Source organism: Pseudomonas sp. Ant30-3 (assembly GCF_000690905.1).
Lineage (GTDB): Bacteria > Pseudomonadota > Gammaproteobacteria > Pseudomonadales > Pseudomonadaceae > Aquipseudomonas.
Genome location: NZ_JMCL01000073.1, coordinates 1 through 21,448, shown reverse-complemented (window position 1 = coordinate 21,448; position 21,448 = coordinate 1). Strand labels below are relative to the sequence as shown.

The 21,448-nt window shown below is 59.0% G+C and carries 24 protein-coding genes; 9 read left to right on the top strand and 15 right to left on the bottom strand.

Annotation, left to right across the window (positions count from 1 at the left end; translation table 11 throughout):
• Positions 1 to 10 precede the first annotated feature (10 nt).
• The 5 genes from DU29_RS0117955 to ribBA form a co-directional block, all read right to left on the bottom strand.
• The gene (locus tag DU29_RS0117955; protein WP_028622916.1) at positions 11 to 1,165 is read right to left on the bottom strand and encodes an ABC transporter ATP-binding protein; all 1,155 of its coding nucleotides are present in this window, start codon (positions 1,163 to 1,165) and stop codon (positions 11 to 13) included.
• Positions 1,166 to 1,181: 16 nt separating this feature from the next.
• Positions 1,182 to 1,991 carry an ABC transporter permease gene (locus DU29_RS0117950; RefSeq protein WP_028622915.1) on the bottom strand — a complete coding sequence of 270 codons (810 nt, stop codon included), beginning with the start codon at positions 1,989 to 1,991 and terminating at the stop codon, positions 1,182 to 1,184.
• Positions 1,992 to 1,997: 6 nt separating this feature from the next.
• Positions 1,998 to 2,942: an ABC transporter permease gene (locus tag DU29_RS0117945; RefSeq protein ID WP_028622914.1), complete on the bottom strand. Its 945-nt coding sequence runs from the start codon at positions 2,940 to 2,942 to the stop codon at positions 1,998 to 2,000.
• Positions 2,939 to 3,964 carry an ABC transporter substrate-binding protein gene (locus DU29_RS0117940; RefSeq protein ID WP_028622913.1) on the bottom strand — a complete coding sequence of 342 codons (1,026 nt, stop codon included), beginning with the start codon at positions 3,962 to 3,964 and terminating at the stop codon, positions 2,939 to 2,941. Before DU29_RS0117940 ends, DU29_RS0117945 begins: the two co-directional genes overlap by 4 nt.
• Positions 3,965 to 4,281: 317 nt before the next feature.
• On the bottom strand, positions 4,282 to 5,394 hold the full coding sequence (ribBA, locus tag DU29_RS0117935; protein WP_028622912.1) for a bifunctional 3,4-dihydroxy-2-butanone-4-phosphate synthase/GTP cyclohydrolase II: 1,113 nt from the start codon (positions 5,392 to 5,394) through the stop codon (positions 4,282 to 4,284).
• Positions 5,395 to 5,465: 71 nt separating this feature from the next.
• Here ribBA and DU29_RS0117930 point away from each other — a divergent pair, with 71 nt between their 5' ends.
• Positions 5,466 to 5,762 carry a DUF1330 domain-containing protein gene (locus tag DU29_RS0117930; protein WP_028622911.1) on the top strand — a complete coding sequence of 99 codons (297 nt, stop codon included), beginning with the start codon at positions 5,466 to 5,468 and terminating at the stop codon, positions 5,760 to 5,762.
• 144 nt (positions 5,763 to 5,906) lie between these two features.
• On the opposite strand, the gene DU29_RS0117925 is transcribed toward DU29_RS0117930, so the two are convergent.
• From DU29_RS0117925 to DU29_RS0117890, 8 genes are all read right to left on the bottom strand, one after another.
• On the bottom strand, positions 5,907 to 6,470 hold the full coding sequence (locus DU29_RS0117925) for an NUDIX hydrolase (RefSeq protein ID WP_028622910.1): 564 nt from the start codon (positions 6,468 to 6,470) through the stop codon (positions 5,907 to 5,909).
• A 2-nt stretch (positions 6,471 to 6,472) separates the two neighbouring features.
• The gene (locus DU29_RS0117920; protein ID WP_028622909.1) at positions 6,473 to 7,225 is read right to left on the bottom strand and encodes a GntR family transcriptional regulator; all 753 of its coding nucleotides are present in this window, start codon (positions 7,223 to 7,225) and stop codon (positions 6,473 to 6,475) included.
• Positions 7,226 to 7,310: 85 nt separating this feature from the next.
• On the bottom strand, positions 7,311 to 7,700 hold the full coding sequence (locus DU29_RS0117915) for a carboxymuconolactone decarboxylase family protein (protein ID WP_028622908.1): 390 nt from the start codon (positions 7,698 to 7,700) through the stop codon (positions 7,311 to 7,313).
• Positions 7,697 to 9,172 (bottom strand): NAD-dependent succinate-semialdehyde dehydrogenase, encoded by a 1,476-nt coding sequence (locus DU29_RS0117910; RefSeq protein WP_028622907.1) that lies wholly within the window; start codon positions 9,170 to 9,172, stop codon positions 7,697 to 7,699. Before DU29_RS0117910 ends, DU29_RS0117915 begins: the two co-directional genes overlap by 4 nt.
• A gap of 132 nt (positions 9,173 to 9,304) precedes the next feature.
• Complete coding sequence (locus DU29_RS0117905; RefSeq protein ID WP_028622906.1) at positions 9,305 to 9,790, bottom strand: flavin reductase family protein; 486 nt, start codon at positions 9,788 to 9,790, stop codon at positions 9,305 to 9,307.
• A gap of 12 nt (positions 9,791 to 9,802) precedes the next feature.
• On the bottom strand, positions 9,803 to 11,284 hold the full coding sequence (locus tag DU29_RS0117900; protein ID WP_028622905.1) for an aldehyde dehydrogenase: 1,482 nt from the start codon (positions 11,282 to 11,284) through the stop codon (positions 9,803 to 9,805).
• Complete coding sequence (locus tag DU29_RS0117895; RefSeq protein WP_028622904.1) at positions 11,281 to 12,114, bottom strand: alpha/beta fold hydrolase; 834 nt, start codon at positions 12,112 to 12,114, stop codon at positions 11,281 to 11,283. The genes DU29_RS0117900 and DU29_RS0117895 overlap by 4 nt, the downstream gene beginning before the upstream one ends.
• Before the next feature lie 42 nt (positions 12,115 to 12,156).
• Entirely contained in the window at positions 12,157 to 12,747 is a 591-nt protein-coding gene (locus tag DU29_RS0117890) for an amino acid synthesis family protein (RefSeq protein ID WP_028622903.1), read from the bottom strand.
• Positions 12,748 to 12,992: 245 nt separating this feature from the next.
• Here DU29_RS0117890 and DU29_RS0117885 point away from each other — a divergent pair, with 245 nt between their 5' ends.
• The 4 genes from DU29_RS0117885 (at position 12,993) to DU29_RS0117870 (ending at position 15,821) form a co-directional block, all read left to right on the top strand.
• Entirely contained in the window at positions 12,993 to 13,715 is a 723-nt protein-coding gene (locus DU29_RS0117885; RefSeq protein WP_028622902.1) for a haloacid dehalogenase type II, read from the top strand.
• 90 nt (positions 13,716 to 13,805) lie between these two features.
• Positions 13,806 to 14,285 carry a DUF6130 family protein gene (locus DU29_RS0117880; protein ID WP_028622901.1) on the top strand — a complete coding sequence of 160 codons (480 nt, stop codon included), beginning with the start codon at positions 13,806 to 13,808 and terminating at the stop codon, positions 14,283 to 14,285.
• A gap of 235 nt (positions 14,286 to 14,520) precedes the next feature.
• Positions 14,521 to 14,784: a DUF2790 domain-containing protein gene (locus tag DU29_RS0117875; protein WP_028622900.1), complete on the top strand. Its 264-nt coding sequence runs from the start codon at positions 14,521 to 14,523 to the stop codon at positions 14,782 to 14,784.
• Positions 14,785 to 15,044: 260 nt separating this feature from the next.
• Positions 15,045 to 15,821, top strand: coding sequence for an OBAP family protein (locus DU29_RS0117870; RefSeq protein ID WP_050483133.1), 777 nt, complete (start codon positions 15,045 to 15,047; stop codon positions 15,819 to 15,821).
• A 219-nt stretch (positions 15,822 to 16,040) separates the two neighbouring features.
• Here DU29_RS0117870 and DU29_RS1000000133015 read toward each other — a convergent pair whose 3' ends face one another.
• Positions 16,041 to 16,199 carry a hypothetical protein gene (locus DU29_RS1000000133015; RefSeq protein ID WP_152635561.1) on the bottom strand — a complete coding sequence of 53 codons (159 nt, stop codon included), beginning with the start codon at positions 16,197 to 16,199 and terminating at the stop codon, positions 16,041 to 16,043.
• 299 nt (positions 16,200 to 16,498) lie between these two features.
• Here DU29_RS1000000133015 and DU29_RS0117860 point away from each other — a divergent pair, with 299 nt between their 5' ends.
• From DU29_RS0117860 to DU29_RS0117845, 4 genes are all read left to right on the top strand, one after another.
• Positions 16,499 to 17,548, top strand: a complete 1,050-nt coding sequence (locus DU29_RS0117860; protein ID WP_161781297.1) for a fumarylacetoacetate hydrolase family protein — start codon at positions 16,499 to 16,501, stop codon at positions 17,546 to 17,548.
• Between the two features lie 104 nt (positions 17,549 to 17,652).
• On the top strand, positions 17,653 to 18,465 hold the full coding sequence (locus DU29_RS0117855) for a MipA/OmpV family protein (protein WP_081832509.1): 813 nt from the start codon (positions 17,653 to 17,655) through the stop codon (positions 18,463 to 18,465).
• A 93-nt stretch (positions 18,466 to 18,558) separates the two neighbouring features.
• Positions 18,559 to 19,257: a response regulator transcription factor gene (locus DU29_RS0117850; RefSeq protein ID WP_028622895.1), complete on the top strand. Its 699-nt coding sequence runs from the start codon at positions 18,559 to 18,561 to the stop codon at positions 19,255 to 19,257.
• A 92-nt stretch (positions 19,258 to 19,349) separates the two neighbouring features.
• Positions 19,350 to 20,558 (top strand): sensor histidine kinase, encoded by a 1,209-nt coding sequence (locus tag DU29_RS0117845; protein WP_201770524.1) that lies wholly within the window; start codon positions 19,350 to 19,352, stop codon positions 20,556 to 20,558.
• Positions 20,559 to 20,598: 40 nt separating this feature from the next.
• Here DU29_RS0117845 and DU29_RS01000000130170 read toward each other — a convergent pair.
• On the bottom strand, positions 20,599 to 21,448 hold an 850-nt coding region (locus tag DU29_RS01000000130170; protein ID WP_050483132.1), incomplete at its 5' end, for an MFS transporter.

Sequence of the window (21,448 nt, the reverse complement as noted above, 5' to 3'; positions counted from 1 at the left end):
CACCAGACAATCAGTGCGCCCCTGCCGCCTTGTTCAGATCGCTCTCGGCCCACTCGGTATACACACACGCATCTGCCGTGGCCCAGCGGACGAGCACTGGGTCGCCGGTCTTCAACGGCATGCCGGCCGCGGACAGCGCCTTCACCGTCATCGAGGTGCCGCCCGAGGTCATCACGGTGCAGGTTTGGCTTTCACCGAGGAACAACACTTCCCCCACGATGGCCGAGACTTCGTTCCAGCCGGCTGCCAGCGGCTCTTGTGCGGCCTGGTCGACGCTTAATGCCAAGGCTTTTTCCGGCCGGACCATCAGCAAGACATCCTGATCTGTTTGGAGCCCGGAGGTCAGGCGAATCGACAGCGATTGGTTCTCGAATGTTGCGACGGCATTGCCCTGGGCCTTGAGCTTGAGGAAATTCGAGTTGCCGAGGAAGGACGCGACAAACGCATTCGGCGGATTCTGGTACAGGTCAAAGCCACTGCCCAGGCCGACGATTTTTCCATGGCTGAAAATCGCGATCCTTTGCGACAGGCGCATGGCTTCTTCCTGATCGTGGGTCACGTAAACAATGGTGATGCCCAGACGTCGATGCAGTTGGCGGAGTTCATCCTGCAAGTCTTCACGCAGCTTTTTATCCAGCGCGCCGAGCGGTTCATCCATCAGCAGAATGCGTGGTTCGTACACCAGCGCCCGCGCGATGGCGACGCGCTGTTGTTGGCCGCCGGACAGTTGCGAAGGGCGCCGATGAGCAAATTGCTCGAGCTGCACCAGCTTGAGCATCGCGTCGACCCGACGTTCACGCTCGGCGCTGGCCAGTTTGCGAATCGCCAGCGGGAACGCGATGTTGTCGCGCACTGACAGGTGAGGGAACAGCGAGTAACGCTGGAACACCATTCCGATGTCGCGCTTGTGCGGCGGCACGTTGACCAACGATTGGCCGTTGACCAGGATCTCGCCGCTGCTCGGGGTTTCGAACCCGGCGAGCATCGACAGCGTGGTACTCTTACCCGAACCGCTGGAGCCGAGGAAGGTCAGGAATTCACCATCCTTGATGTCCAGCGAAATGTCGTCCACGGCCGCGAAGTCGCCGTAGTACTTGTTCAGATTGCGCAGGCTCACCAAGGGTTGGTCGGTTTGCTGCGCGGGATCTTTGATGACGGCACTCATGTCGTTCTCCTGGCGCTCAAGCGCTGATTGGGTTGCGCCGGCGAACGGCGGCGGCGATGACCATGACCAATACCGAGAGGCCGATCAGCAGCGTCGACGCGACGGCGATCACGGGCGTCAGGTCCTGGCGCAGAGTGGTCCACATTTTCACGGGAAGGGTTTGCAGGGTCGGGCTGGCCATCATCACGCTCAGCACCACTTCGTCCCAGGAGACCAGAAACACAAACAGCGCACCGGCAACCATCCCCGGGCGAATCGCCGGAAACGTCACCTTGAATACCGCTTGCAGGCGCGAGGCACCGCAGATCACCGCAGCATCTTCGATCGACTGATCGAACAGCTTCAGCGAGTTGATGATCGAGATGATGGTGAACGGCAGCGCGACAATGACGTGGCTGACCACAAACGCAAACATCGTCCCGGTGTACCCCAGTTTGAGAAACAGCGCATACACGGCGACCGCGATAATCACCAGCGGCACGATCATCGGCAGGGTGAACAATCCGTAGAGCATTTCCCGCCCTGGGAAGCGTCCGCGGACCAACGCGAAAGCAGTAGGCAGGCCCAGCGCCACGGCGAAGAACGTGGTCAGTACGGCGACCTTGAGGCTGGCGATCGCGGCATTCATCCAGTCCGGATTGGAGAAGAACTGGCCATACCACTTCAGCGTCCAGCCCGGTGGCGGGAAGACCAGCCACTGCGAAGAACCGAATGAAAGCAGGACGATGAAAACGATCGGCAACAACAGGAACAGCGCGATCAGTCCCGTCGTGAAATACAGGCCGAAACGCATCCGGGGGCTCATGGCATTAGGGGTCAGGAGCATGACGGTTTACCTCGCGTTACTGGCGCCAACCGGGGATTCCGGCTGAAGCTTCAGGTAGAAGTAGAACAGCACCAGGGTGATCACGATCAGCAGCGCGGCACCGGCGCTCGCCAGTCCCCAGTTGAGGAACGACTGCACCTGCTGAATGATGAACTCGGGCAGCATCATGTTCTGCGCACCGCCGAGCAGCGCCGGGGTGACGTAGTAACCAAGCGACATCACGAACACCATCAAGCCACCGGAGAACAGTCCTGGCCGGCACAGCGGCAAAAACACCCGGAAGAAATTGGTCCACGGGCTGGCACCACAGATCGAGCCTGCTTGCAGGATCATCGGGTCAATGGCCTGCATGGTCGCCTGCAACGGCAACACGATGAACGGGATCATGATGTAGCTCATACCGATCACTACGCCGGTCAGGTTGTGCACCATTTCCAGCGGTTGATCGATGATGCCCATCGCCATCAGCGCCTTGTTGATCACCCCGGAGGCTTGCAGCAATACCAGCCAGGAATAGGTGCGGGCGAGGAGGCTGGTCCACATCGACAACAGCACGATACTGAGGATCCAGCGGCCCCAGCCGCGTGGTACCAGCGTGATCGCCCAGGCCAGCGGAAAGCCCAGCAGCAGACTGAACAGTGTTACCAGCCCGGCCACCGAAAAGGTGTTGAGCAATACCCGCGCGTACGCCGAGTTGGCGAACAGCTGCTCGTAATTGCCCAGCCCCGGAACGGGCTCGAGCACACCGCGCAGCAACAGGCCGATCAATGGCGCCAGAAAGAACAGGCCGAGGAACAGCAGGGCAGGAATCAGGTTACTTGCGCCACGCCAGCGCTGGGTCAATGAAGGCGCTTGCGAGGCGACTTTCACCAGGCCAGGAACCGCCCCGGCAGCGCTCGCGGCGCCCCCGGTCGGTGTGGATTGACGGGACGTGGTTGCCGTCACTTTCATTTGACCAGCCATTCGTTCCACCGTGTCGCGATGGCCGGACCGTTCTTGGCCCAGTACGCGAAGTCGAGAGTGATTTGATCCTTGGCATAAGCTGTCGGCAGGTTGGGCGCCAGCACCGAATCTAGGCGGGCGATACTGTCGACGTTAACCGGGGCGTAGGCGGTCAGGTTGGAGAAATCAGCTTGCCCTTTGGCGCTGCTCGCGTTGGCCAGAAACTTCATCGCGGCCGCTTTGTTTTTCGAGCCTTTGGGGATGACCAGAATGTCGGCCATGACCAGGTTCTGTTTCCAGCTCACGCCGACCGGGGCGCCATCCTCTTGCAGGGCGTGGATTCGACCGTTCCAGAACTGGCCCATGCTGACTTCGCCCGAGGCAAGCAACTGCTGCGACTGGGCACCGCCGCCCCACCAGACGATATTTTTCTTGATGGTGTCGAGTTTTTTGAAGGCGCGGTCCAGGTCCAGCGGGTAGAGCTTGTCGGCAGCTACACCATCAGCCAGCAGCGCCAGTTCGAGCACGCCTGGGCTTGGCCATTTGTAGAGTGCGCGTTTGCCGGGGTAGGTTTTGGTGTCGAACAGCGCGGACCAGTCTTCGGGCTTCTTGGCGCCGAGCTTGCCCTCGTTGAAGCCGAGGACAAAGGAGAAGAAGAACGAGCCGACGCCGTGATCCGTCACAAAACGCGGGTCGATCTTGTCACGCTGGATCACCGAGAAATCGAGCGGTTCGAGCAAGCCTTCAGCGGCGGCGCGCAAGGCGAAGTCGGCTTCGACATCGACCACGTCCCACTGCACGTTGCCGCTCTCGACCATGGCTTTGAGTTTGCCGTAGTCAGTAGGACCGTCCTGCACCACGGTGATGCCGCTGGCCTTGCTGAACGGGTCGGCCCAGGCCTGCTTCTGCGCGTCCTGGGTGCTGCCGCCCCAACTGACGAAGTTCACGCTTTCGGCAGCCATCAACGCCTGGCTGGTCACGCTGAGCAGTCCCGCAAAAAGAATCGCGGTAGCACGTTTGTTCAACACCATTTTCACGCCCTCATTGTTGTGTTTATGAGCGGGGCTTGGAGTGCCCGCCTATCGGGAGCAGTAGGTCCGTCTAGCCTGTTACGGTCGTCCGGTCTATGGAATATCATATTATGGTATTCCAAACTTTGTGCAAGCGTTTCGCCTTACCGGCTATCTGCCAAAAATCGCGTTTTGATGCTTCGCGGATGCCTTCTGTGGCGAGGGAGCTTGCTCCCGCTGGACGCGAAGCGGCCCTAGGTTCGCTCACGACGTCCCGGTCTCCGGTCCGGGATCCTGCGCGCCCCAGCGGGAGTAAGCTCCTGGCCACAAGCGCTTCGTCACTGTTGGCTGAACGGTATGCTCTCCACCACTTCCAGGTCGTAGCCGGTCAAGCCTGCATATTTCAGCGGAGGACCCAGATGACGTAGCTTGCGCACCCCCAGGTCTTGCAGGATTTGCGCGCCGGTGCCCACTTCAGAATAGATCCGTGACTGCGAACGGCTGAATTGACGCGGTGGTTGGGTCAGTTGCGGGATCCGTTCCAGCAAGGCCTGCGAGGATTCGTGATTGGCGAGCACCACCACCACGCCGCGGCCTTCTTCAGCTACCCGTTGAAGTGCGGCCCACAGCGTCCAGTTCGACGGCCCGCTGTATTCGGCACCGACCAGATCGCGCAGTGGGTCAATGACATGCACGCGCACCAGCGTCGGTTCATCGCGGCGCAGTTCACCCATTACCATTGCCATGTGTACGCCGCCTTCGATGCGATCCTCAAAGGTCACCAGACGAAAGGTGCCATGCACCGTGGGCAAGTCGCGCTCGCCGATGCGTGCCACGGTGTGTTCGGTGCTCAGGCGATAGTGGATCAGGTCGGCGATGGTGCCGATCTTGATGCCGTGCTTGCGCGCGAAGATTTCCAGGTCGGGGCGGCGGGCCATCGTGCCGTCGTCATTCATGACTTCGACGATTACCGACGCGGGGGTGAATCCGGCCAGACGGGCCAAATCGCTACCGGCCTCGGTGTGTCCGGCGCGGGTCAGCACGCCACCTTCCTTGGCCCGCAGAGGGAAGATGTGGCCCGGTTGCACGATGTCCGCGGGGCCGGCTCCGGTGGCAACAGCGGCAGCCACGGTGCGCGCGCGATCTGCAGCGGAAATGCCAGTGGTGACGCCGACCGCCGCTTCGATCGACACGGTGAAGGCGGTACTGAACACGCTGCCGTTGCTCGGCACCATCTGTTCCAGTCCCAGGCGTTGGCAATGTTCATCGGTCAGGGTCAGGCAGATGAGGCCGCGCGCCTCGCGGGCCATGAAACTGATCGCTTGCGCGGTGCAGCAGTCGGCAGCCAGCAGGAGGTCGCCTTCGTTTTCTCGATCTTCGTCATCGACCAGCAGGACCATTCTGCCTTGACGATAATCTTCGATTATTTGTTCGATACTGTTGAAGGCCATGTGCGGATTCTCAGTGTTTGATGGAGATATTATGTGGTATACCATAATACAGAAATCACTGAGAGGTCACTATGAAGGCGTACTGGATTGCTCATGTCGATGTCGCGGATGCCGATCAATACAGCCAATACACCCAGCGGGCGCCTGCGGCTTTCACGTTGTACGGCGGACGGATGTTGGCTCGGGGCGGGCGCAGCGAAGCGTTGGAGGGAGGGCCTGAGGCGCAACGTAATGTGGTGATCGAGTTTGATTCCTACGAGCAGGCGCTCGCGTGTTACCGGTCAAATGAGTACCAGGAGGCCAAGCGCCATCGCGAAGGTGTGGCACAGGCGCAGATCATTATCGTAGAGGGCGTGGCGCCGGTTTGAGCACGGCCGGGGGTGGCGCCCGAAGCAATTGTAGGAGCTGGCTTGCCAGCGATGGCTGCCTGACAGGCGACTCATCATTCGCAGATGGATCGCAGTCAACTGCAGGGCGCCATCGCTGGCAAGCCAGCTCCTACAAATACACGGCTAGCGGATAAAGTGAATCTTCCCGGTGTCATCATTGCCGATATAAATCCCGTAAACCCCCGCCTGCCGCTCCTCGATATACCGCTCCAGAATCTGCCGGATCGCCGGGTAGTAAATGCTCTCCCAAGGAATATCCTCAGGCGCGAAGAATTTGTAATCGAGCGTCTCCAGCCCGTATTGCCCGGTGATCTCCAGCGCGATGGCGCGGAAGATGATGTACACCTCGCTGATTTTCGGCACGCTGAAAATCGAGTAGGGCGAAAGAATTTCCGCACGGACACCGCTTTCTTCCCACACTTCGCGTAGCGCCGCCTGCTCGGTGGTCTCACCACCTTCCATGAAGCCTGCCGGCAGCGTCCAGGTGCCGGGACGCGGTGGGATTGCACGTTGGCAGAGCAGGTATTTGCCGTCCTGCTCAATGATGCAGCCGGCAATGATTTTCGGATTGATGTAATGGATGTAGCCACAACCTCGACACATCAGTCGCTCGTGCGTATCGCCCGGTGGCAGCTGCTGATTGAGGTCAGCGCCGCCACACTTTGGACAAAAGCTCGGGCTGAACATGATTAGCGACCTATGCGCGGTTCTTTGAGGGCGATGGGCAGGGTGATCAGCGGCAGTTCGCCGGTTTCTTCCTGCTTGCGCTTGAGGTAATCGAGGGCGACGGCGGCGGCAGCCCGAACGTGATCGACGCACGCCTGATGTGCGGCCAAAGCATCACCGCTCTTGATCGCTTCCACCATGCGTTCCATTTCCTGGTTACTGGCGCCACGGCGATTTTCCTGGGACACCGAAGTCGCTCGCAGGTAGCTGATGCGTGCCTGCAACTGACGCAGTTGGGTGGCCGCCACGTGGTTGCCCGAGCCTTCGAGCAAGACGTCGTAAAAGCCTTGTACCGAGTCGATGACCTGTTGCAGTTCCCCTTCTTTGAGCGCCTTGCGGTTCTCTGCAAGGGCTTTTTCCAAGGCCTTGATGTCCTTCGCCTTGGCGCGCAGGGTGAACAGCTGAACGATCAATCCTTCGAGGACACACCGCAGCTCGTAGATGTCGACGGCATCGGCGAGGGTTATGATCGCCACGCGCGGGCCCTTGGCATCGGCGAATTCCACCAGGCCTTCGGACTCCAGGTGACGCAATGCTTCGCGAACCGAGGTGCGGCTGACGCCAAGACGATCGCACAGATCGCGTTCGACCAAACGGTCTCCCGGCAACAGCTGGAAGTTCATGATGGCGGTGCGCAGCTTGTCCAGCACGATTTCGCGCAGGGTAACGGGATTGCGATTGACCTTGAAGCTGTCGTCGAGTGGCAGGCGTTTCATGGGGTCCGCTCTGAGTGTGGCTGTCCATGCAAAAAGAGCACTTCGATCCGTGGATCATCGTGCTCAGTCAATCAACAGCCAAAGGTTAACTGGAGGCCTCGGCATCGGCTTCGGCGAACGCTTCACGGGCGAGCCGGAAGCTGTCGACGGCCGCGGGAACGCCGCAATAAATACCGACCTGAAGCAGAATTTCGCGTATTTGTTCACGACTCAGCCCGTTACGCAAGGCACCACGTACATGCAGCTTGAGCTCGTGCGGCCGATTGAGGGCCGAAATCATGGCCAAGTTTATCATGCTGCGCTCTTTAAGCGACAAACCCTCCCGGCCCCAGACATGCCCCCAGCAGTATTCGGTGACCATTTCCTGAAGCGGGCGGGTGAAGTCGTCGGCGTTCTCGATCGAGCGTTTCACGTAGGCTTCGCCCAACACCTGAGTGCGGATCTGCAAGCCGTTTTCGTACTTGTCGGTACTCATCGCGGCGTGCTCCCGAAGTCGTCCAGCCCACCCATCAGGGTGTATTTGAGTTCCAGGTAATCTTCGATGCCGTACTTGGAGCCTTCACGGCCGAGACCCGAAGATTTGATCCCGCCAAAGGGGGCAACTTCCGTGGAGATCAACCCTTCGTTAATGCCGACCATGCCGTATTCGAGTGCTTCACTCATGCGCCATGCGCGACCCAGATCACGGGTGTAGCAATAGGCGGCGAGGCCGAATTCGGTGTCGTTGGCCATGTGAACGGCTTCGGCTTCGGTGTCGAAGCGGAACACGGCGGCCAGCGGACCGAAGGTTTCATCCCGGGCGACTTTCATCGCCAGGGTTACGCCGGCCAGGACGGTCGGCTGGAAGAACCCGTGGCCCAATGCATGACGCTCGCCGCCGCAGAGCAATTGCGCGCCCTGGCTCAAGGCGTCCTGCACGTGGTCTTCGACTTTGGCCACGGCGCGCTCATTGATCAAAGGGCCCTGATTGATGCCTTGCTCGAAGCCGCTGCCCACCTTGAGTTCGGCCACGCGTTCGGCCAGTCGCGCTACAAACGCGTCGTGGATGCCGGCCTGCACCAGAAAGCGATTGACGCACACGCACGTCTGCCCGGCGTTGCGAAACTTGGCGATCATCGCCCCTTCGACGGCGCGCTCCAGATTGGCGTCATCGAAAACGATAAAGGGCGCATTGCCGCCGAGCTCCAGCGAGACTTTTTTCAGCGTCGGTGCGCACTGCGCCATGAGCAATTTGCCGATCGCCGTGGAGCCGGTGAACGACAGCTTGCGCACCAAAGGACTTGACGTCAGCTCGGCGCCAATGGCGATGGCGTCGCCAGTGATGACATTGAAAATACCCGGCGGGATGCCGGCCTGCTCGGCCAGAGCGGCCATGGCCAGCGCCGAGAATGGCGTTTCGGGCGCGGGTTTGACAATGCAAGGGCAACCAGCGGCCAGCGCCGGGCCGGCCTTGCGGGTAATCATCGCTGCCGGAAAATTCCACGGTGTAATGGCCGCAACGACGCCGATGGGCTCTTTGCTGACCACAATGCGTGCATCGCTTTTGTGGCTCGGTATGGTGTCGCCGTAGATGCGCTTGGCCTCTTCGGCGAACCACTCGATGAAGCTCGCCGCGTAGAGAATTTCCCCCTTGGCTTCCGCCAGCGGCTTGCCTTGTTCGAGGGTGAGGATTTCTGCCAGCGCGTCGGAGTTCTCGAGCATCAGCGCATGCCAGCGCTTGAGAATCTGGCTGCGTTCCTTGGCGGTCAATGCGCGCCACGCTGGCCATGCTTTGTCAGCGGCCGCGATGGCTTGTTTTGCTTCCTTCGCGCCAAGGTTTGGCACCCGTCCGATGAATTCGCCGTTCGCCGGATTGAAGATTTCCTGACTGGCGCCATCGGCGGCATCGAGCCATTGGCCATCGATGTAGGCCTGCTGGCGGAACAGTAGTGAGGCTGCTGGACTCATGCTGGCTCCTGGAGTTTTAGGTAGATCACCTGTGGGAGCGAGCCTGCTCGCGATGGCTGGGGTACATTCAGCATCAATCATGACGGGTGCACCGCATCGCGAGCAGGCTCGCTCCTACAGTTTTTGGGTTGGTCAGGTCAGGACGGGCAGGGCGCCCAGCTTGCCTTTGTGGTAGATCATCGGCGTCACCGGCTGCTCGGGCAGGATCAGGTTTTTCACTGCGCCAACGATGATCGCGTGATCGCCGCCGTCGTATTCGCGCCACAGTTCGCACTCGATGATCGCCGTCGCCTTGGCCAGCAACGGGTTGCCCAACTCGCTCAGGTGCCACTCGATGGCCTTGGCTTTGTCCTTGCCTTTACTGGCGAAGGCATAGGCTTCGGCTGTCTGGTCAGCGGATAGCAGGTGAATCGCAAACCGCTTGCTGTCGCGCAGGATCGGGTACGTGTCCGAGGCGTAGTTGGGGCAGAACAACACCAGCGCGGGGTCAATCGACAGCGCACTGAAGGCGCTGGCAGTGATGCCGACGATGCCGCCTTCCGGGTCGAGTGTGGTGACTACCGTTACCCCTGATGGAAAGGAGCTCATGACGTCTTTGTAAATGCCGGGTTCGATCATTTCAAAATTCTCCTAACGCATCACAAACGGATCAGGCATGGGCGCCTGGGACAGATTGATCCACACCGTCTTCAACTCGGTGTAGGCCAGCACCGAATCGATGCCGCTCTCGCGTCCATAGCCGCTGTTCTTGAAGCCGCCGATCGGCGCCATGGCCGAGACCGCGCGGTAGGTGTTAACCCAGATGATCCCCGAACGCACGTCCCGGGCGAGGCGATGTGCACGCCCCAGGTCGCGGGTCCAGATGCCTGCAGCGAGGCCAAATTGCGAGTCATTGGCAATCGCCAGCGCCTCGGCTTCATCCTTGAAGCGGATGACCGAGGCGACCGGGCCAAACACTTCTTCCTGCATGATTTTCATCGAATTGCGGTCGCACTCGAACAGCGTGGGTTCGTAGAACCAGCCTTCGCCCAAACCCTGCGGGCGTTTGCCACCCAGTCGCAGGTGCGCCCCTTCGGCGATAGCATCAGCGACCAGACCTTCGACGACTGCCAGCTGTTGCGCAGTGGCCATGGGGCCCATTTCGCTGCTGTCTTCCTGCGGGTTGCCAATGCGGATGCGTTTGGCCCGTTCGATCAGCCGTTCGACAAACTCATCGTAAATTTCGTCCTGAACCAGCAGGCGCGAGCCCGACACGCAACTTTGGCCAGAGGCAGCGTAGATGCCGGCAATCGCGCCGTTGATTGCACTGTCGAGGTGGGCATCGGCGAAAATAATATTGGGTGACTTGCCACCCAGTTCCAGCGACAGCCTGGCGAAGTTTTCGGCGCTGCTGCGCACGACATGTCGCGCGGTCGCCGCGCCGCCGGTGAAGGCGATTTTGCGGACCAGCGGGTGGCGGGTGAGGGCGGCGCCGGTGCTCGGCCCATAACCCGTGACGACGTTGACCACGCCGGGCGGAATGCCGGCCTCAAGTGCCAGACGCGCCAGCTCGAGAATGGTCGCCGAAGCGTGCTCCGAAGGTTTGATCACGATGGTATTGCCAGCGGCCAGGGCCGGGGCCAGCTTGATCGCGGTCAGGTACAGAGGGCTGTTCCAGGGAATGATCGCGGCGACCACGCCCATGGCTTCGTGCACGGTGTAGGCGAACAGATCCGGCTTGTCCAGCGGCAGAGTGCCGCCTTCGAGCTTGTCGGCGAGGCCTGCGGTGTAGTGGAAGAACTCCGGGAGATAGCTGACCTGACCACGGGTTTCGCGAATGAGCTTGCCGTTGTCGCGGCTTTCCAGTTGCGCCAGTTGCTCCTTGTTTTCGGCAATCAGGTCGCCAAGTCGGCGCAGCAGCTTGCCGCGTGCGGTGGCCGTTAATCCGCGCCAGGCAGGGCTGTCGAAAGCCGTTTGCGCCGCCTGTACGGCGCGCTCCACATCGGCTTCGTCGGCATCGGGCAGTTGCGCCCACGGTTCGGCAAGCGCCGGGTTGAGGCTGTCGAAAGTCTTGCCGGAGAGGGCGTCAACCCATTCACCGCCAATGCACATCTGGAAGCGTGCGAGCGTCATGCAACGATCCCCTTTATCTGGGTGGGTCGGGAGTGCGCAGTGTCGAGGAATTCCAGCAGCAGCTGGTTGACCAGGCGCGGCGATTCTACGGGCATCATATGCCGTTGCTCGGCGAGCACGGCAACGGTGGCTCCGGGGATTTGCGCGGCCAGCTGTCTGGCCATTTGCGGTGTTGATCCGGGGTCCAGCTCGCCCGTGGCGACGAGGGTCGGCGCTTGAATACTGCCCAGGTCCTCGGCGCGGTACATGTCTTGTGTGGCGAACAGCTCGTAAGTGGTCAAATAGCCCTGCGGGTCGTTGTCCGCCAGCGTTTGGCGCAGCGCGGCAATCTGCGCCGGGTTGGCGGCCTGATACTCGCGGCTGAACCAGCGGGAGAGCGCCGCTTCCGCATTCGCATCCGGGCCGTGTTCGGCCGCTTGAGCGGTGCGGGCAATGACCCCGGCGCGCTGTTCGGGACTGCGGTTGAACACGCTGTTGAGTACCACCAGGCCTTGCAGGCGTTGCGGGTAGTGCAACGCAAATGCTCTGGCGACAAGGCCACCCATGGAGAAGCCGATCACCGTCGCTTGAGGCAATTGCAGGTGGTCGAGCAATTCCAGCAACTGGTCGGCGTAGCCCAGCAGCGGTGTACCGCTTTCAGGACGCGGGCTGGCACCGTGGCCGAGCATATCGTAGGCAACCACACGGTATTTGGTGGCCAGGCCAACGATTTGGCCGCCCCACATTTCTTTGTTCAGGCCCACGCCGTGGATCAAGACCACGGGCTGGCCTTGGCCGGTCGCCAGGTAACTGGTGCCAGCCGGGGTGCGTTCAGCGGTGAGCCGAATCATGGAGCGCTCCTGCATGCCTTTTTGTTTTGGTACTCGGCAGAATTACTGGGCTTTTTCAGCGGCCAGTTCTTCCAGATCGATGTAGCGGTTACCAATGCGAGGATGCAGGCGACCGCCATCGGCGCAGCCCAATACCACGACGATTTCGTCGGCGCGGGGCGCATCTTCGATCTTCATTTCCAGGGTGATGTAGTGCGAACGCAGACCTTCGTCGTCCTTATGCATCATCGGAATCTGAATCGAGCTGCCCGGCCCACCGCGCTTGTTGGTAAAGCTCAGATAGCTCTTGGCCTTGACCGCTTCACGGTAGTGATTGCCGAAACGCAAGGTGTGAATCACGGCGGAGGCATGTTCGATCTCGCCGTCTGCGCCAACGACGGCAGCTTTGCCATACGCTTCGATTTTTTCGGCGCCGCCAATGATGCTCACCAGACGCTCGACCATCATCGCGCCGAGATCGGAGCAGTTGGCTCTGATCTGTGGTTTCAGGTCTTCGACGAAGCCATTGCCTACCCAAGGATTTTTCATGACAACGGCCAGGCCGACCATAGTCACTGGCTTATCGGTGGCTTTGCCGCCTTCGATGAAGGTTTCTTCGACATAGCTGACGATCTTGCGAATTTCGAAACTCATGAGCTGCTCCGTATCGGGTGAAAGGTGTCTGTGCGTATGATGGTATACCATAATACGTGAAGCACAAGTCCCTTAAATGAGTTTCTAATCGGCTACCGATGAAATGAAATGGCGTGCCCCGAGGTCAGTACAAAATAGCGGTCGATGTGCCTTACTACGGATTCGATGCATTGCCCGCTTGGTGGGCGAGGATTCTCCAATTGAGTGGGTTGAAAAATCACACGTCTTATTTCAGGAGCAACCGCATGACCAACCTGCACGAGGTAAGTTTTCTCGGTTTCGACGTGTTCGGAACCGTCGTGGACTGGCGGAGCGGTGTCGCCCGAGCCGCGGCTCCATTTCTTCAGCGTCATGGTCTGAACGTTGACCCCCTCGACTTCGCCGATCAGTGGCGAGGGCTCTATCAACCCTCCATGCAACGCGTGCGCTCTGGAGAGCGGCCGTTCGTGACGCTCGATGTTCTGAACCGGGAAAATCTGGAATCCGTGCTGGCCAGGCACGACGCCGATTTTGGCGGAATTACAAACGCCGAACTGGTAGACCTCAACAAGGCATGGGAGAGGCTCGACCCTTGGCCTGACTCCGTCACTGCACTAACGCGACTGAAGGGCAAATTCTCGATCGGTGCGCTGTCGAACGGGCACATTGCCGGCATGCTCAATCTCGCGAAATTCGGCGGTTTGCCTTGGGATGTGATCCTCGGCGCGGAGATCGCCGGAACCTATAAACCTCAGCCGCAAACTTACTTGAAGTCTGCAAAGGCCGTGGGCCTGGCACCGGCGCAAATCGCGATGGTGGCTGCGCACAATTCCGATCTGGCCGCCGCCAGTGCTATTGGGCTCAAAACGGTGTTTGTTCGGCGCCCGACCGAACATGGGCCAGGCCAGACATCTGACCTGAAGGCTGAACAGGATTGGGATGTGATCGTAGACTCCCTCACGGAAGCGGCAGATGCCCTTGGTTGCTAGGCCGTTTCGAGTGGCCAAAACCCATTGGCAGGCGTAGACAACGGCCCGGTTTGATCTAGCCTTAAGAGGATCACTCGGGAGGAAAATTCCATGCGCCTTGCTCTCGGAAATCCATCAGTTCCAGCTTTGGGCTTCGTTCTGTTTATGGCGGCGTCCGGGCAGGGGTTCGCCGATAACAGCCCGCCGCCCATTCTCCCGCTGGAATCCGAAACAGCGCCCCGACTTATTGCCTATCCACCGCTGGCCGCGCCGCTCGCTCGTGGTGTTGTCATTATTCAGTATCGAGCCGAGCACGCCAGGATCATTCCGGTGTTTGGCAAAGAGGCGCAGGAGGTATCACCGCGTCTCGGCCACCTGCATGTGACCGTCGATGACTGGAAGGGAACATGGGCCCACACCAGTGAAGACCCGATTATTCTGGTCGGGCTGACGCCGGGCGCTCACAAAGTGTTGCTGGAGGTGGCTGACCCGACTCACAAGATCCTCACCAGTACAGTGGTGAGTTTTATTGTGCCGGAGACGAAGCCGATGGATGCGCATGTTGGCGAGGCGCATCAAGCCAAACCCTGACGACAAACCCCGCCTTTCTCCGTTTCTGCAGATAGGGGATCAGCCCTTTCAACTCACACTGAAAAAAAGCGCCCAGCTCGAAATGTATCGCTGTGTATCCAGGCTGCCTGTCGATACGTAATGTTTATTTCGAAGCCCTGAGTGACACATCCGGGATACCTGACGGCCGTTAAATGGGAACCAACGAGACAGCACATCCCGTCTCGCAAATGCCCTCAACGTTCGGAGATATGTCATGAACTGGAAGAACCTCAGCCTCGCTTCATTGTTTGCCCTGCTCAGCGTGAGCGCAGTCGCAGCGAACGCTCAGAACGAAGTCAAACCTGCCGCTTACATGTACGGCGATCATCTGGACATTGCCAAAGTACTGTCGATTAAAGAGGCATCGGCCTCCGGCTGCGGGATCGTCCAGACTCGGCTGACTTACCTTGATTCGGCTGGTGCAACTCAGGCGTTCGACTATGGCTCCTACTCCCAGAGCTGCGGCCAGGGCAATTGATGTTTACATGCATGGGCGTTCGCCTGGAAAACCGCGATACGCGGGGAGGCAGGGTTTCCCTCCTCGGGCGAACGCATTTGCGTGAATGACGGGTTCTTTCCTGAGCTTGCTCGGTCGGTACCGGTCATTCAACCTGGCTTTCCTTTATTCCGCGAGTCTGGGCTACGTGTGGATGAGCCTGCCCCGAGCGTTTTTTTGATCTCATCGGCGCTTCCACTGTCCAATGGTGACTGCATCGCCAATGGAAGGAAGTCAGGGCAATGAAAGAGATCAAGTTCAAAGCTGATTATCAGATCGCGTCCAGAACAGTGATAACGTTCGCCGTCATCGGGTTGCTGACTGCGTGCGCGGGCAACAATACGGCGTCGAAGGTGCTTGCACCGGGCGAGGCGAAGACTTCCAGCACCAAAACGCTGGAGGCGGGCGCAGCGCTGCTTCAATCGCGCCCGCCGATCGAAGCGCTCAACGCCTACCTCGATGGATTTCATTTCTACAACGGGCACCGCGACGTGCAGATGGAAGCTCACCACTATTGTTCGATCCTGAACGAAGAGGTCATCCAGTGCGTGATCTACGACGGCAATCGCAAGGACGCCAAGTTGATGGGAGTGGAATACATCATCAGCAAGCAACTGTTCGCCAGATTGCCCGGTGCGGAAAAGGCGCTGTGGCACAGCCATGTTCATGAGGTGAAGTCGGGTCAATTAATTGCGCCCGGGATTCCAGAAGTTGCCGAACATGCGCTCATGGAAAAGCTCGTTAATACCTATGGCAAGACATGGCATACGTGGCACACCGACCTGAATAAAGAGCTGCCTTTGGGTGTTCCTCAACTGATGATGGGATTCACTGCCGATGGCCAGGCCGACCCGAAAATGGTCAGGGAACGGGATAACAGATTTGGCATAAACAGCTCGGAGAAGAAGAAGGCGCGAGCTGACATCCCTGCACCTGATATCGACGCGGGGGCCGATGCCTGGAGTAAGGGAAACGTCATTCAACTGGACGACCCCACGGGCAGTGCGCATTTGCACTGACGGTTGCGCTGCCAGGTCTGGTCCGGGCTTCGGTAATGGGCACTGGCCGTTGGCCTCGGTAACAGGGGCGCGGCCCGACTGATGCTGTCCCGTCGTGTACTCAAATTCCTTCAACAGTTGCGTTGTATCGCAGCCAGCGACCCAGCTAATCAGTGGGAGAAATCGGTAAAAGCAGCCATTGTTGACTTCAGCCAGCACCGCCAGATGACAAATTCCAGTTCAGTCAGTGTATTGCTCGGCTTGTTTGTCATTTTCGTCTTCAAGCGCTGGCTTCATACCAGGCTGGGGCGTGTGCTCGGCATTCGGCGTAATTTCTTCGCCGTGATTCTTTTTCTCTTGCTGTATTTGTTCGTGGGCGACGTTACGAGGGGCGGTCATGGGAATGCATTGATAGGGCAGATGATTCGGGCGCCCATCGACGCAAGGCGTTGGGGTAAGACTTGGAGTCGGGGCTATCCTGGCGCTCAGTTCATTGGCGCGAGGTCGGTCGGGATGGCTCGACGACAATCCAACGACACAAGGCCACCAGAATAGGCACTCCCAAACCGCCATTCCGAGCCTCCCGCATGCCTCCAATCCGAACTGTCGTACCCGTTCTGGCACTGATATTAGCGACAGCCATTCCCGTCGCCGAAAGCACAGCTGCGCTTTCCATCAACGCGGCGGCGGCCAAACCGATGCTGGCGCCGGTGCAGACAGCCCACACCTTTGCACAAGTGCGCAGAGGCAACGCCGTCAGTACTCTGCTGGTCATCACGTTGTCCGAAACCAGCGTCACGGCAATCGACTTGAGCGAACTGTCCGGTCTTCATAGCGCTGATGCATTCGATGTCATCAACCGTTTCAGCACCACGCAACTCGACGCGCTGGCAGGCCAATCGTCACAGACGCAAGTGCACCCGCTGATACGGCTGATGGGTGTAGGCCCACGGGGTGTGGCGCATATCGCGGCAGGCACGAATTATCCAGAGCATGGCGAGGAAGTAGGCGTAGACGAGGCTTTTCTGTTCCCCAAGATTTCGCCTGCCGGCGGTCCCCGTTCAAAGATCACCGCCGCAGCCGGCGCCTTGATGGATTACGAGGTTGAAGTGTGCGCACGGTTCGACCGCGAGCTTAAATCCGCAGCGGACTTCGACGAAGCACGCAAGGGCTTCTTCATCTGCGGGGACTTCAGTGATCGCGCGACACTGGTCAGAAATATCAACTTGAAGGACGTCGCCTCCGGGGACGGTTTCCCCGATGCGAAAAGCGGAAGCGACCGTTTTCCCACGGGCCCGTTTCTGGTAGTTCCCAAAGACTGGAAAGCCTTTCTCGCCGATGTCGTCATTGAAACTTATGTTGATGGCGAACGACGTCAACACGCGAAAGCGGGCGATATGATCAAAGACCTTCGCACTATCGTGCAGGAAACACTTGATCAAGCGACGACCCGCACCTGGTCATATCAAGGCGGCCGTATCCCCATGGTCGATCGCCCGGCAATCGGCACAGGTAGCGCAGTGCTTACAGGTACGGGTGATGGCGTGGTGTTCAAAGAGCCCGGCCCGGACGTTATCAACCAACTCATGGGCGCCAGTAACCGGGATCAACAGCTCGGTGTCATCGAGGACTACCTGGCGCGCGAAGTGAAAAAAGGCCTCTATCTGCGACCGGGTAATACCGTGCGCTATTCAAGTAATTACCTTGGCTCGATCACCACCGACGTGGTTTGCAGTCAGCCCCGTTAAATAAGCGCTGAGAGACGCTCAGCGACATTTCGACGACAGCCGTGGTTCAGCGTTAGCACTGCGCACGGCGCACAACTCCACTCAAATGAATTCATGGTGCTGCAATGAAGCCTTCTCTGATCTTGTCCGTCATGCTGTGTGCCGTTTCCGGCATGGCCAAAGCCGAGATTTCCGGCAGTGACGCTACTTCGGTGTCTACCCGGCAAACGCAGGAATCGCGCTGGGGCCTCGGGCTTGGCGCAGCTGTATCAAGCGGCGTCTACGCTGGTGAGGGCACGCAAGTAACGCCTTTCCCTCTGATCAGCTATGACAGTGAGCGCTTTTTCTGGCGCGGAATAGCCGGGGGCGCGCATCTGTTCAAGCGTGACGACTTCGCCATCGATGCGACACTGTCTGCACGCATGGATGGCATCGATCGTTCAGATTTCGGCAGGCGCGAACTGGCAGAGCGTGGCATCGACCGCTCATTGCTCGAAGATCGCGACGATGCGATTGACCTCGGCATTGCGGCCACGTGGACAGGGGACCTGGGGCAGCTGGAACTCGACGTCAAAGGCGACATCAGTAACGCGACCGATGGCTATGAAGCAGGGTTGAAATATGGCTACCCCATGCAGTGGGGAAAAAACAGCATCACGCCTAACGTCGGTATTTCCTTCCTGTCGAAAAAACTGGCGAACTACTATTACGGTACGCTGCCTGTCGAAGTCGACCGAGGCGTAATCGATTACCGCCCAGGCAGTGCTACGGTGCAACACGTAGGTCTGGATTTCGTCCGACCCTTCGCGGACCGCTGGGCGTTCATCGCTAACGTTTCCTACGAACACCTGCCAGGGAAAATCACCGATAGCCCCTTGGTAGACGAGGACACAAACGGCTCGATGTCTGCGTTTTTCGGGATATCGCGAGGTTTTTGATCTGCAACTAGCCCGTACCAGATGCTCGCTGATGTGCGCTGCGATACGGGCTCTGACTTCCTGCAAATACGTCGAGTCGTGAGCATGGACACTATGGTCAAACAGGCGCTGAGCGTTCTCATCATTGAAGACAATGCTGCCTTGGCTGCCAACATTTATGATTACCTCCTGGCCTGTGGTCATAACCCCGATGCGGCCCCGGATGGTGAGACCGGCCTCAGTTTGCTGGCGAGCAACCGCTACGATGTCATCGTGCTGGACTGGATGATGCCGCGCATGGATGGCATCACCATGTTGGCGAAGCTTCGCAGTCAGTTGAAGTCTCGCATCCCGGTGATCGTCATCACCGCCAAAGATCAGGTTGAAGACAAAATTCAGGGTTTCTTGACGGGCGCGGACGATTACCTGGTTAAACCGGTTGCACTTGCAGAGCTCGAAATAAGATTAAGAGTTGTCACGCAACGCGTGAACGGCGCGCTGCTTGAGTCGCAGGTACTGGAAGTGGCTGACTTGCGGTTCGACCTGAACACCCTAAGAGTGACGAGGGCTGGTAAAACACTCGCAATGACTCCGGTTCGACGGTCCTTACTGGCTTTGCTGATGCGCAGGTCCCCGGGTTTAGTGCGTAGGGATGAACTGGAAACGCTTATCTGGGATGACCACGTTCCGGACAACGATGCCCTGCGTTCGCATATGTACATGCTGCGTAAGGCCGTGGACGGAGAGGCTTCACACAAGCTGATAAAAACCGTCGCGGGTAGCGGTTATCGTCTGCAAGCCTGCGACGAATGAGCACGCCCTCAGCGAGATTCTCGATGGCAGCCAGTAGCTTGACTCGCAAGATCAGTGCGATTTTCATTTTGTTCGGCCTCACGTTGGCGGCAGTGCTGACCATTCAGGGCAACTTGAGCCAGCAGATGGTCGTTCATCCCATCTGGCGTGAGCTTTTACAGTCGAGTACGGACCAATACTTGTCTGATGGACGACCTGTCCCGGAAAAACATCTTTCATCGACGGGTATTGTCCGGGGCTGGCATCTGCACGGGCATGTTTTGCCAGCGGACATGCCGCACTACTTCGCGCTGCTCGACCCCGGATACCACGATGAACATCAGATGGACGCCTACGATACCGACCGCAGTTATGCGGTACTGGTAACGCCGATCGGGGAGGGGCGCATTGTTATGTCGGTAGACATAACAGACCTGGAGAATTATCAAAACATGACCGCACTGCTGAGCGTGCTCATGGCGATATTAAGCAGCCTGATGATCGTGGGCGCGATTGTCTGGATCTACCGCACGTTGAGGCGACCGATCCAGTCACTGGCCCAACGGATGGACGATCTGGACCCGGCGCAGCCGTCCCAACGTCTCGCTACCGATTTCGCTTTAAGCGAATTGCACGACATTGCCGTCATCGTCAACCGTCACCTTGACCGCGTAGAGCGATTCATTGAACGCGAGCGCAGCCTTCTGGACCTCGCCAGCCATGAGTTCCGCACGCCCATCGCCGTGATTGCAGGCGCGGTCGACGTAATCAAACTGTATGAGCTGCCGGCAGAAGCCGATCGACCGTTGGCTCGCATCGAGTCGACAATAGGCAATCTGACGGAAATCATGTCGGCATTATTGTTTCTGTCCCGGGAGCCCGAGGCGAAGGTTTGCGCTGAAACCACCCGACTTGACAGGCTGACCGCGGCGCTGGTCGACGATCATGAGCATTTATTGCAGGGCACCGGCGCGGCATTCGAGATGGGTGAATTTCAGCCCGTGGTGCTTGATTGTCCCGAAGCCATGGTTCGTATTGTGGTCAGCAACTTGCTGCGTAATGCGGCTGAGCACAGCAGCGCAGGGCCTATCAAAATATCTCTGGCAGTCAACACGTTGAGGATCCTCAACAGCACGGGAGGCTTCGATGTTGCCGAGGCCGCCCGACGCTATAACCGAGCGTTGCGCGATTCGAGCAAACAGGGCGGAGGACAAGGTCTGGGTCTGTTTATCACTCGACGAATTTGCGAGCGGTTCGGCTGGACCTTGACGATTTCCTCCACGTTTGAAGGTGAGACTTTGGCAGAACTGCATTTCGGCTAGGTCGCCCAATCACTCCCTCGCAATTGTCAGCGAGCGGGCGTCAGCTGCCCGGATGACAACCCGCAGTCGCGGGGCAGGGCATGGCTGCTTTGTGTTTTGCAACATGAGAAACCGTGAGCCAGCCGGACGCGATGGCCAGCACCAGTGCGCACGTTGACAGAATGCCTCCAACCCAATTGGGTGCCGCGTAACCGAATCCCAACGCGATCACCCAACCGCCCAGCCAGGCTCCGATAGCGTTGCCGAGATTGAACAAGCCTATGTTGACGGACGCAGCAAGGTTCGGTGCCCCGGCTGCCCGAGCCTTGTCCATCACCAGGCGCTGAATGGGCGACACGCTGGCAAAGCCGAAGCCAGCCATCAGCAAGACGCAAAGCGCTGACGCCAAGCGACTTTCCACGACGAAGAAAAATACGAACAGCACCAGTGCCTGCCCCGCCAGAGTGACATACAACAAAGGCATCAGGGCGCGGTCCGCCAGCTTGCCGCCCAATAAATTGCCGATAAACAGTCCCAGCCCGAACAGAAAAAGAATGCCGGTCACGCCGTTGTTCGAGTACCCCGTCAACTCCGTCATCATTGGCGAGATATAGGTGATAGAGGTAAAGAACGCAGCGGGCCCGAGCACAGTAATGCCCATGGCCAGCAACACATGTACATCGACGAAAGCGGAGAACTCCCGGCGCAAACTGGGCACCTGATGCGGTTTACCCTTGGGTACCAGCAACGCTACAGCCACCATCGCCACCGCACCTATCACGGTGATCGCCATAAAAGTCGCGCGCCAGGAAATCATCTGTCCCAGCCAGGTACCCGCCGGTGTACCGATCAGGTTGGCAAGCGTCAGGCCGCTGAACATGAACGCAATGGCGCTGGTACGGCGGTTGGGG

Bases quoted from the DNA above. Each gene is read 5' to 3' on its own strand.
- DU29_RS0117905 (WP_028622906.1), bottom strand. From the start codon at position 9,790: ATGATCGAACCCGGCATTTACAAAGACGTCATGAGCTCCTTTCCATCA.
- DU29_RS0117945 (WP_028622914.1), bottom strand. From the start codon at position 2,942: ATGAAAGTGACGGCAACCACGTCCCGTCAATCCACACCGACCGGGGGC.
- DU29_RS0117890 (WP_028622903.1), bottom strand. From the start codon at position 12,747: ATGAGTTTCGAAATTCGCAAGATCGTCAGCTATGTCGAAGAAACCTTC.
- DU29_RS0117915 (WP_028622908.1), bottom strand. From the start codon at position 7,700: ATGAGTACCGACAAGTACGAAAACGGCTTGCAGATCCGCACTCAGGTG.
- DU29_RS0117860 (WP_161781297.1), top strand. From the start codon at position 16,499: ATGCTGGCGCCGGTGCAGACAGCCCACACCTTTGCACAAGTGCGCAGA.
- DU29_RS0117855 (WP_081832509.1), top strand. From the start codon at position 17,653: ATGAAGCCTTCTCTGATCTTGTCCGTCATGCTGTGTGCCGTTTCCGGC.
- DU29_RS0117920 (WP_028622909.1), bottom strand. From the start codon at position 7,225: ATGAAACGCCTGCCACTCGACGACAGCTTCAAGGTCAATCGCAATCCC.
- DU29_RS0117895 (WP_028622904.1), bottom strand. From the start codon at position 12,114: ATGATTCGGCTCACCGCTGAACGCACCCCGGCTGGCACCAGTTACCTG.
- DU29_RS0117875 (WP_028622900.1), top strand. From the start codon at position 14,521: ATGAACTGGAAGAACCTCAGCCTCGCTTCATTGTTTGCCCTGCTCAGC.
- DU29_RS0117940 (WP_028622913.1), bottom strand. From the start codon at position 3,964: ATGGTGTTGAACAAACGTGCTACCGCGATTCTTTTTGCGGGACTGCTC.
- DU29_RS0117885 (WP_028622902.1), top strand. From the start codon at position 12,993: ATGACCAACCTGCACGAGGTAAGTTTTCTCGGTTTCGACGTGTTCGGA.
- DU29_RS0117850 (WP_028622895.1), top strand. From the start codon at position 18,559: ATGGTCAAACAGGCGCTGAGCGTTCTCATCATTGAAGACAATGCTGCC.
- DU29_RS0117870 (WP_050483133.1), top strand. From the start codon at position 15,045: ATGAAAGAGATCAAGTTCAAAGCTGATTATCAGATCGCGTCCAGAACA.
- DU29_RS0117930 (WP_028622911.1), top strand. From the start codon at position 5,466: ATGAAGGCGTACTGGATTGCTCATGTCGATGTCGCGGATGCCGATCAA.
- DU29_RS0117955 (WP_028622916.1), bottom strand. From the start codon at position 1,165: ATGAGTGCCGTCATCAAAGATCCCGCGCAGCAAACCGACCAACCCTTG.
- DU29_RS0117925 (WP_028622910.1), bottom strand. From the start codon at position 6,470: ATGTTCAGCCCGAGCTTTTGTCCAAAGTGTGGCGGCGCTGACCTCAAT.
- DU29_RS0117900 (WP_028622905.1), bottom strand. From the start codon at position 11,284: ATGACGCTCGCACGCTTCCAGATGTGCATTGGCGGTGAATGGGTTGAC.
- DU29_RS0117950 (WP_028622915.1), bottom strand. From the start codon at position 1,991: ATGCTCCTGACCCCTAATGCCATGAGCCCCCGGATGCGTTTCGGCCTG.
- DU29_RS1000000133015 (WP_152635561.1), bottom strand. From the start codon at position 16,199: ATGACCGCCCCTCGTAACGTCGCCCACGAACAAATACAGCAAGAGAAA.
- ribBA (WP_028622912.1), bottom strand. From the start codon at position 5,394: ATGGCCTTCAACAGTATCGAACAAATAATCGAAGATTATCGTCAAGGC.
- DU29_RS0117910 (WP_028622907.1), bottom strand. From the start codon at position 9,172: ATGAGTCCAGCAGCCTCACTACTGTTCCGCCAGCAGGCCTACATCGAT.
- DU29_RS0117880 (WP_028622901.1), top strand. From the start codon at position 13,806: ATGCGCCTTGCTCTCGGAAATCCATCAGTTCCAGCTTTGGGCTTCGTT.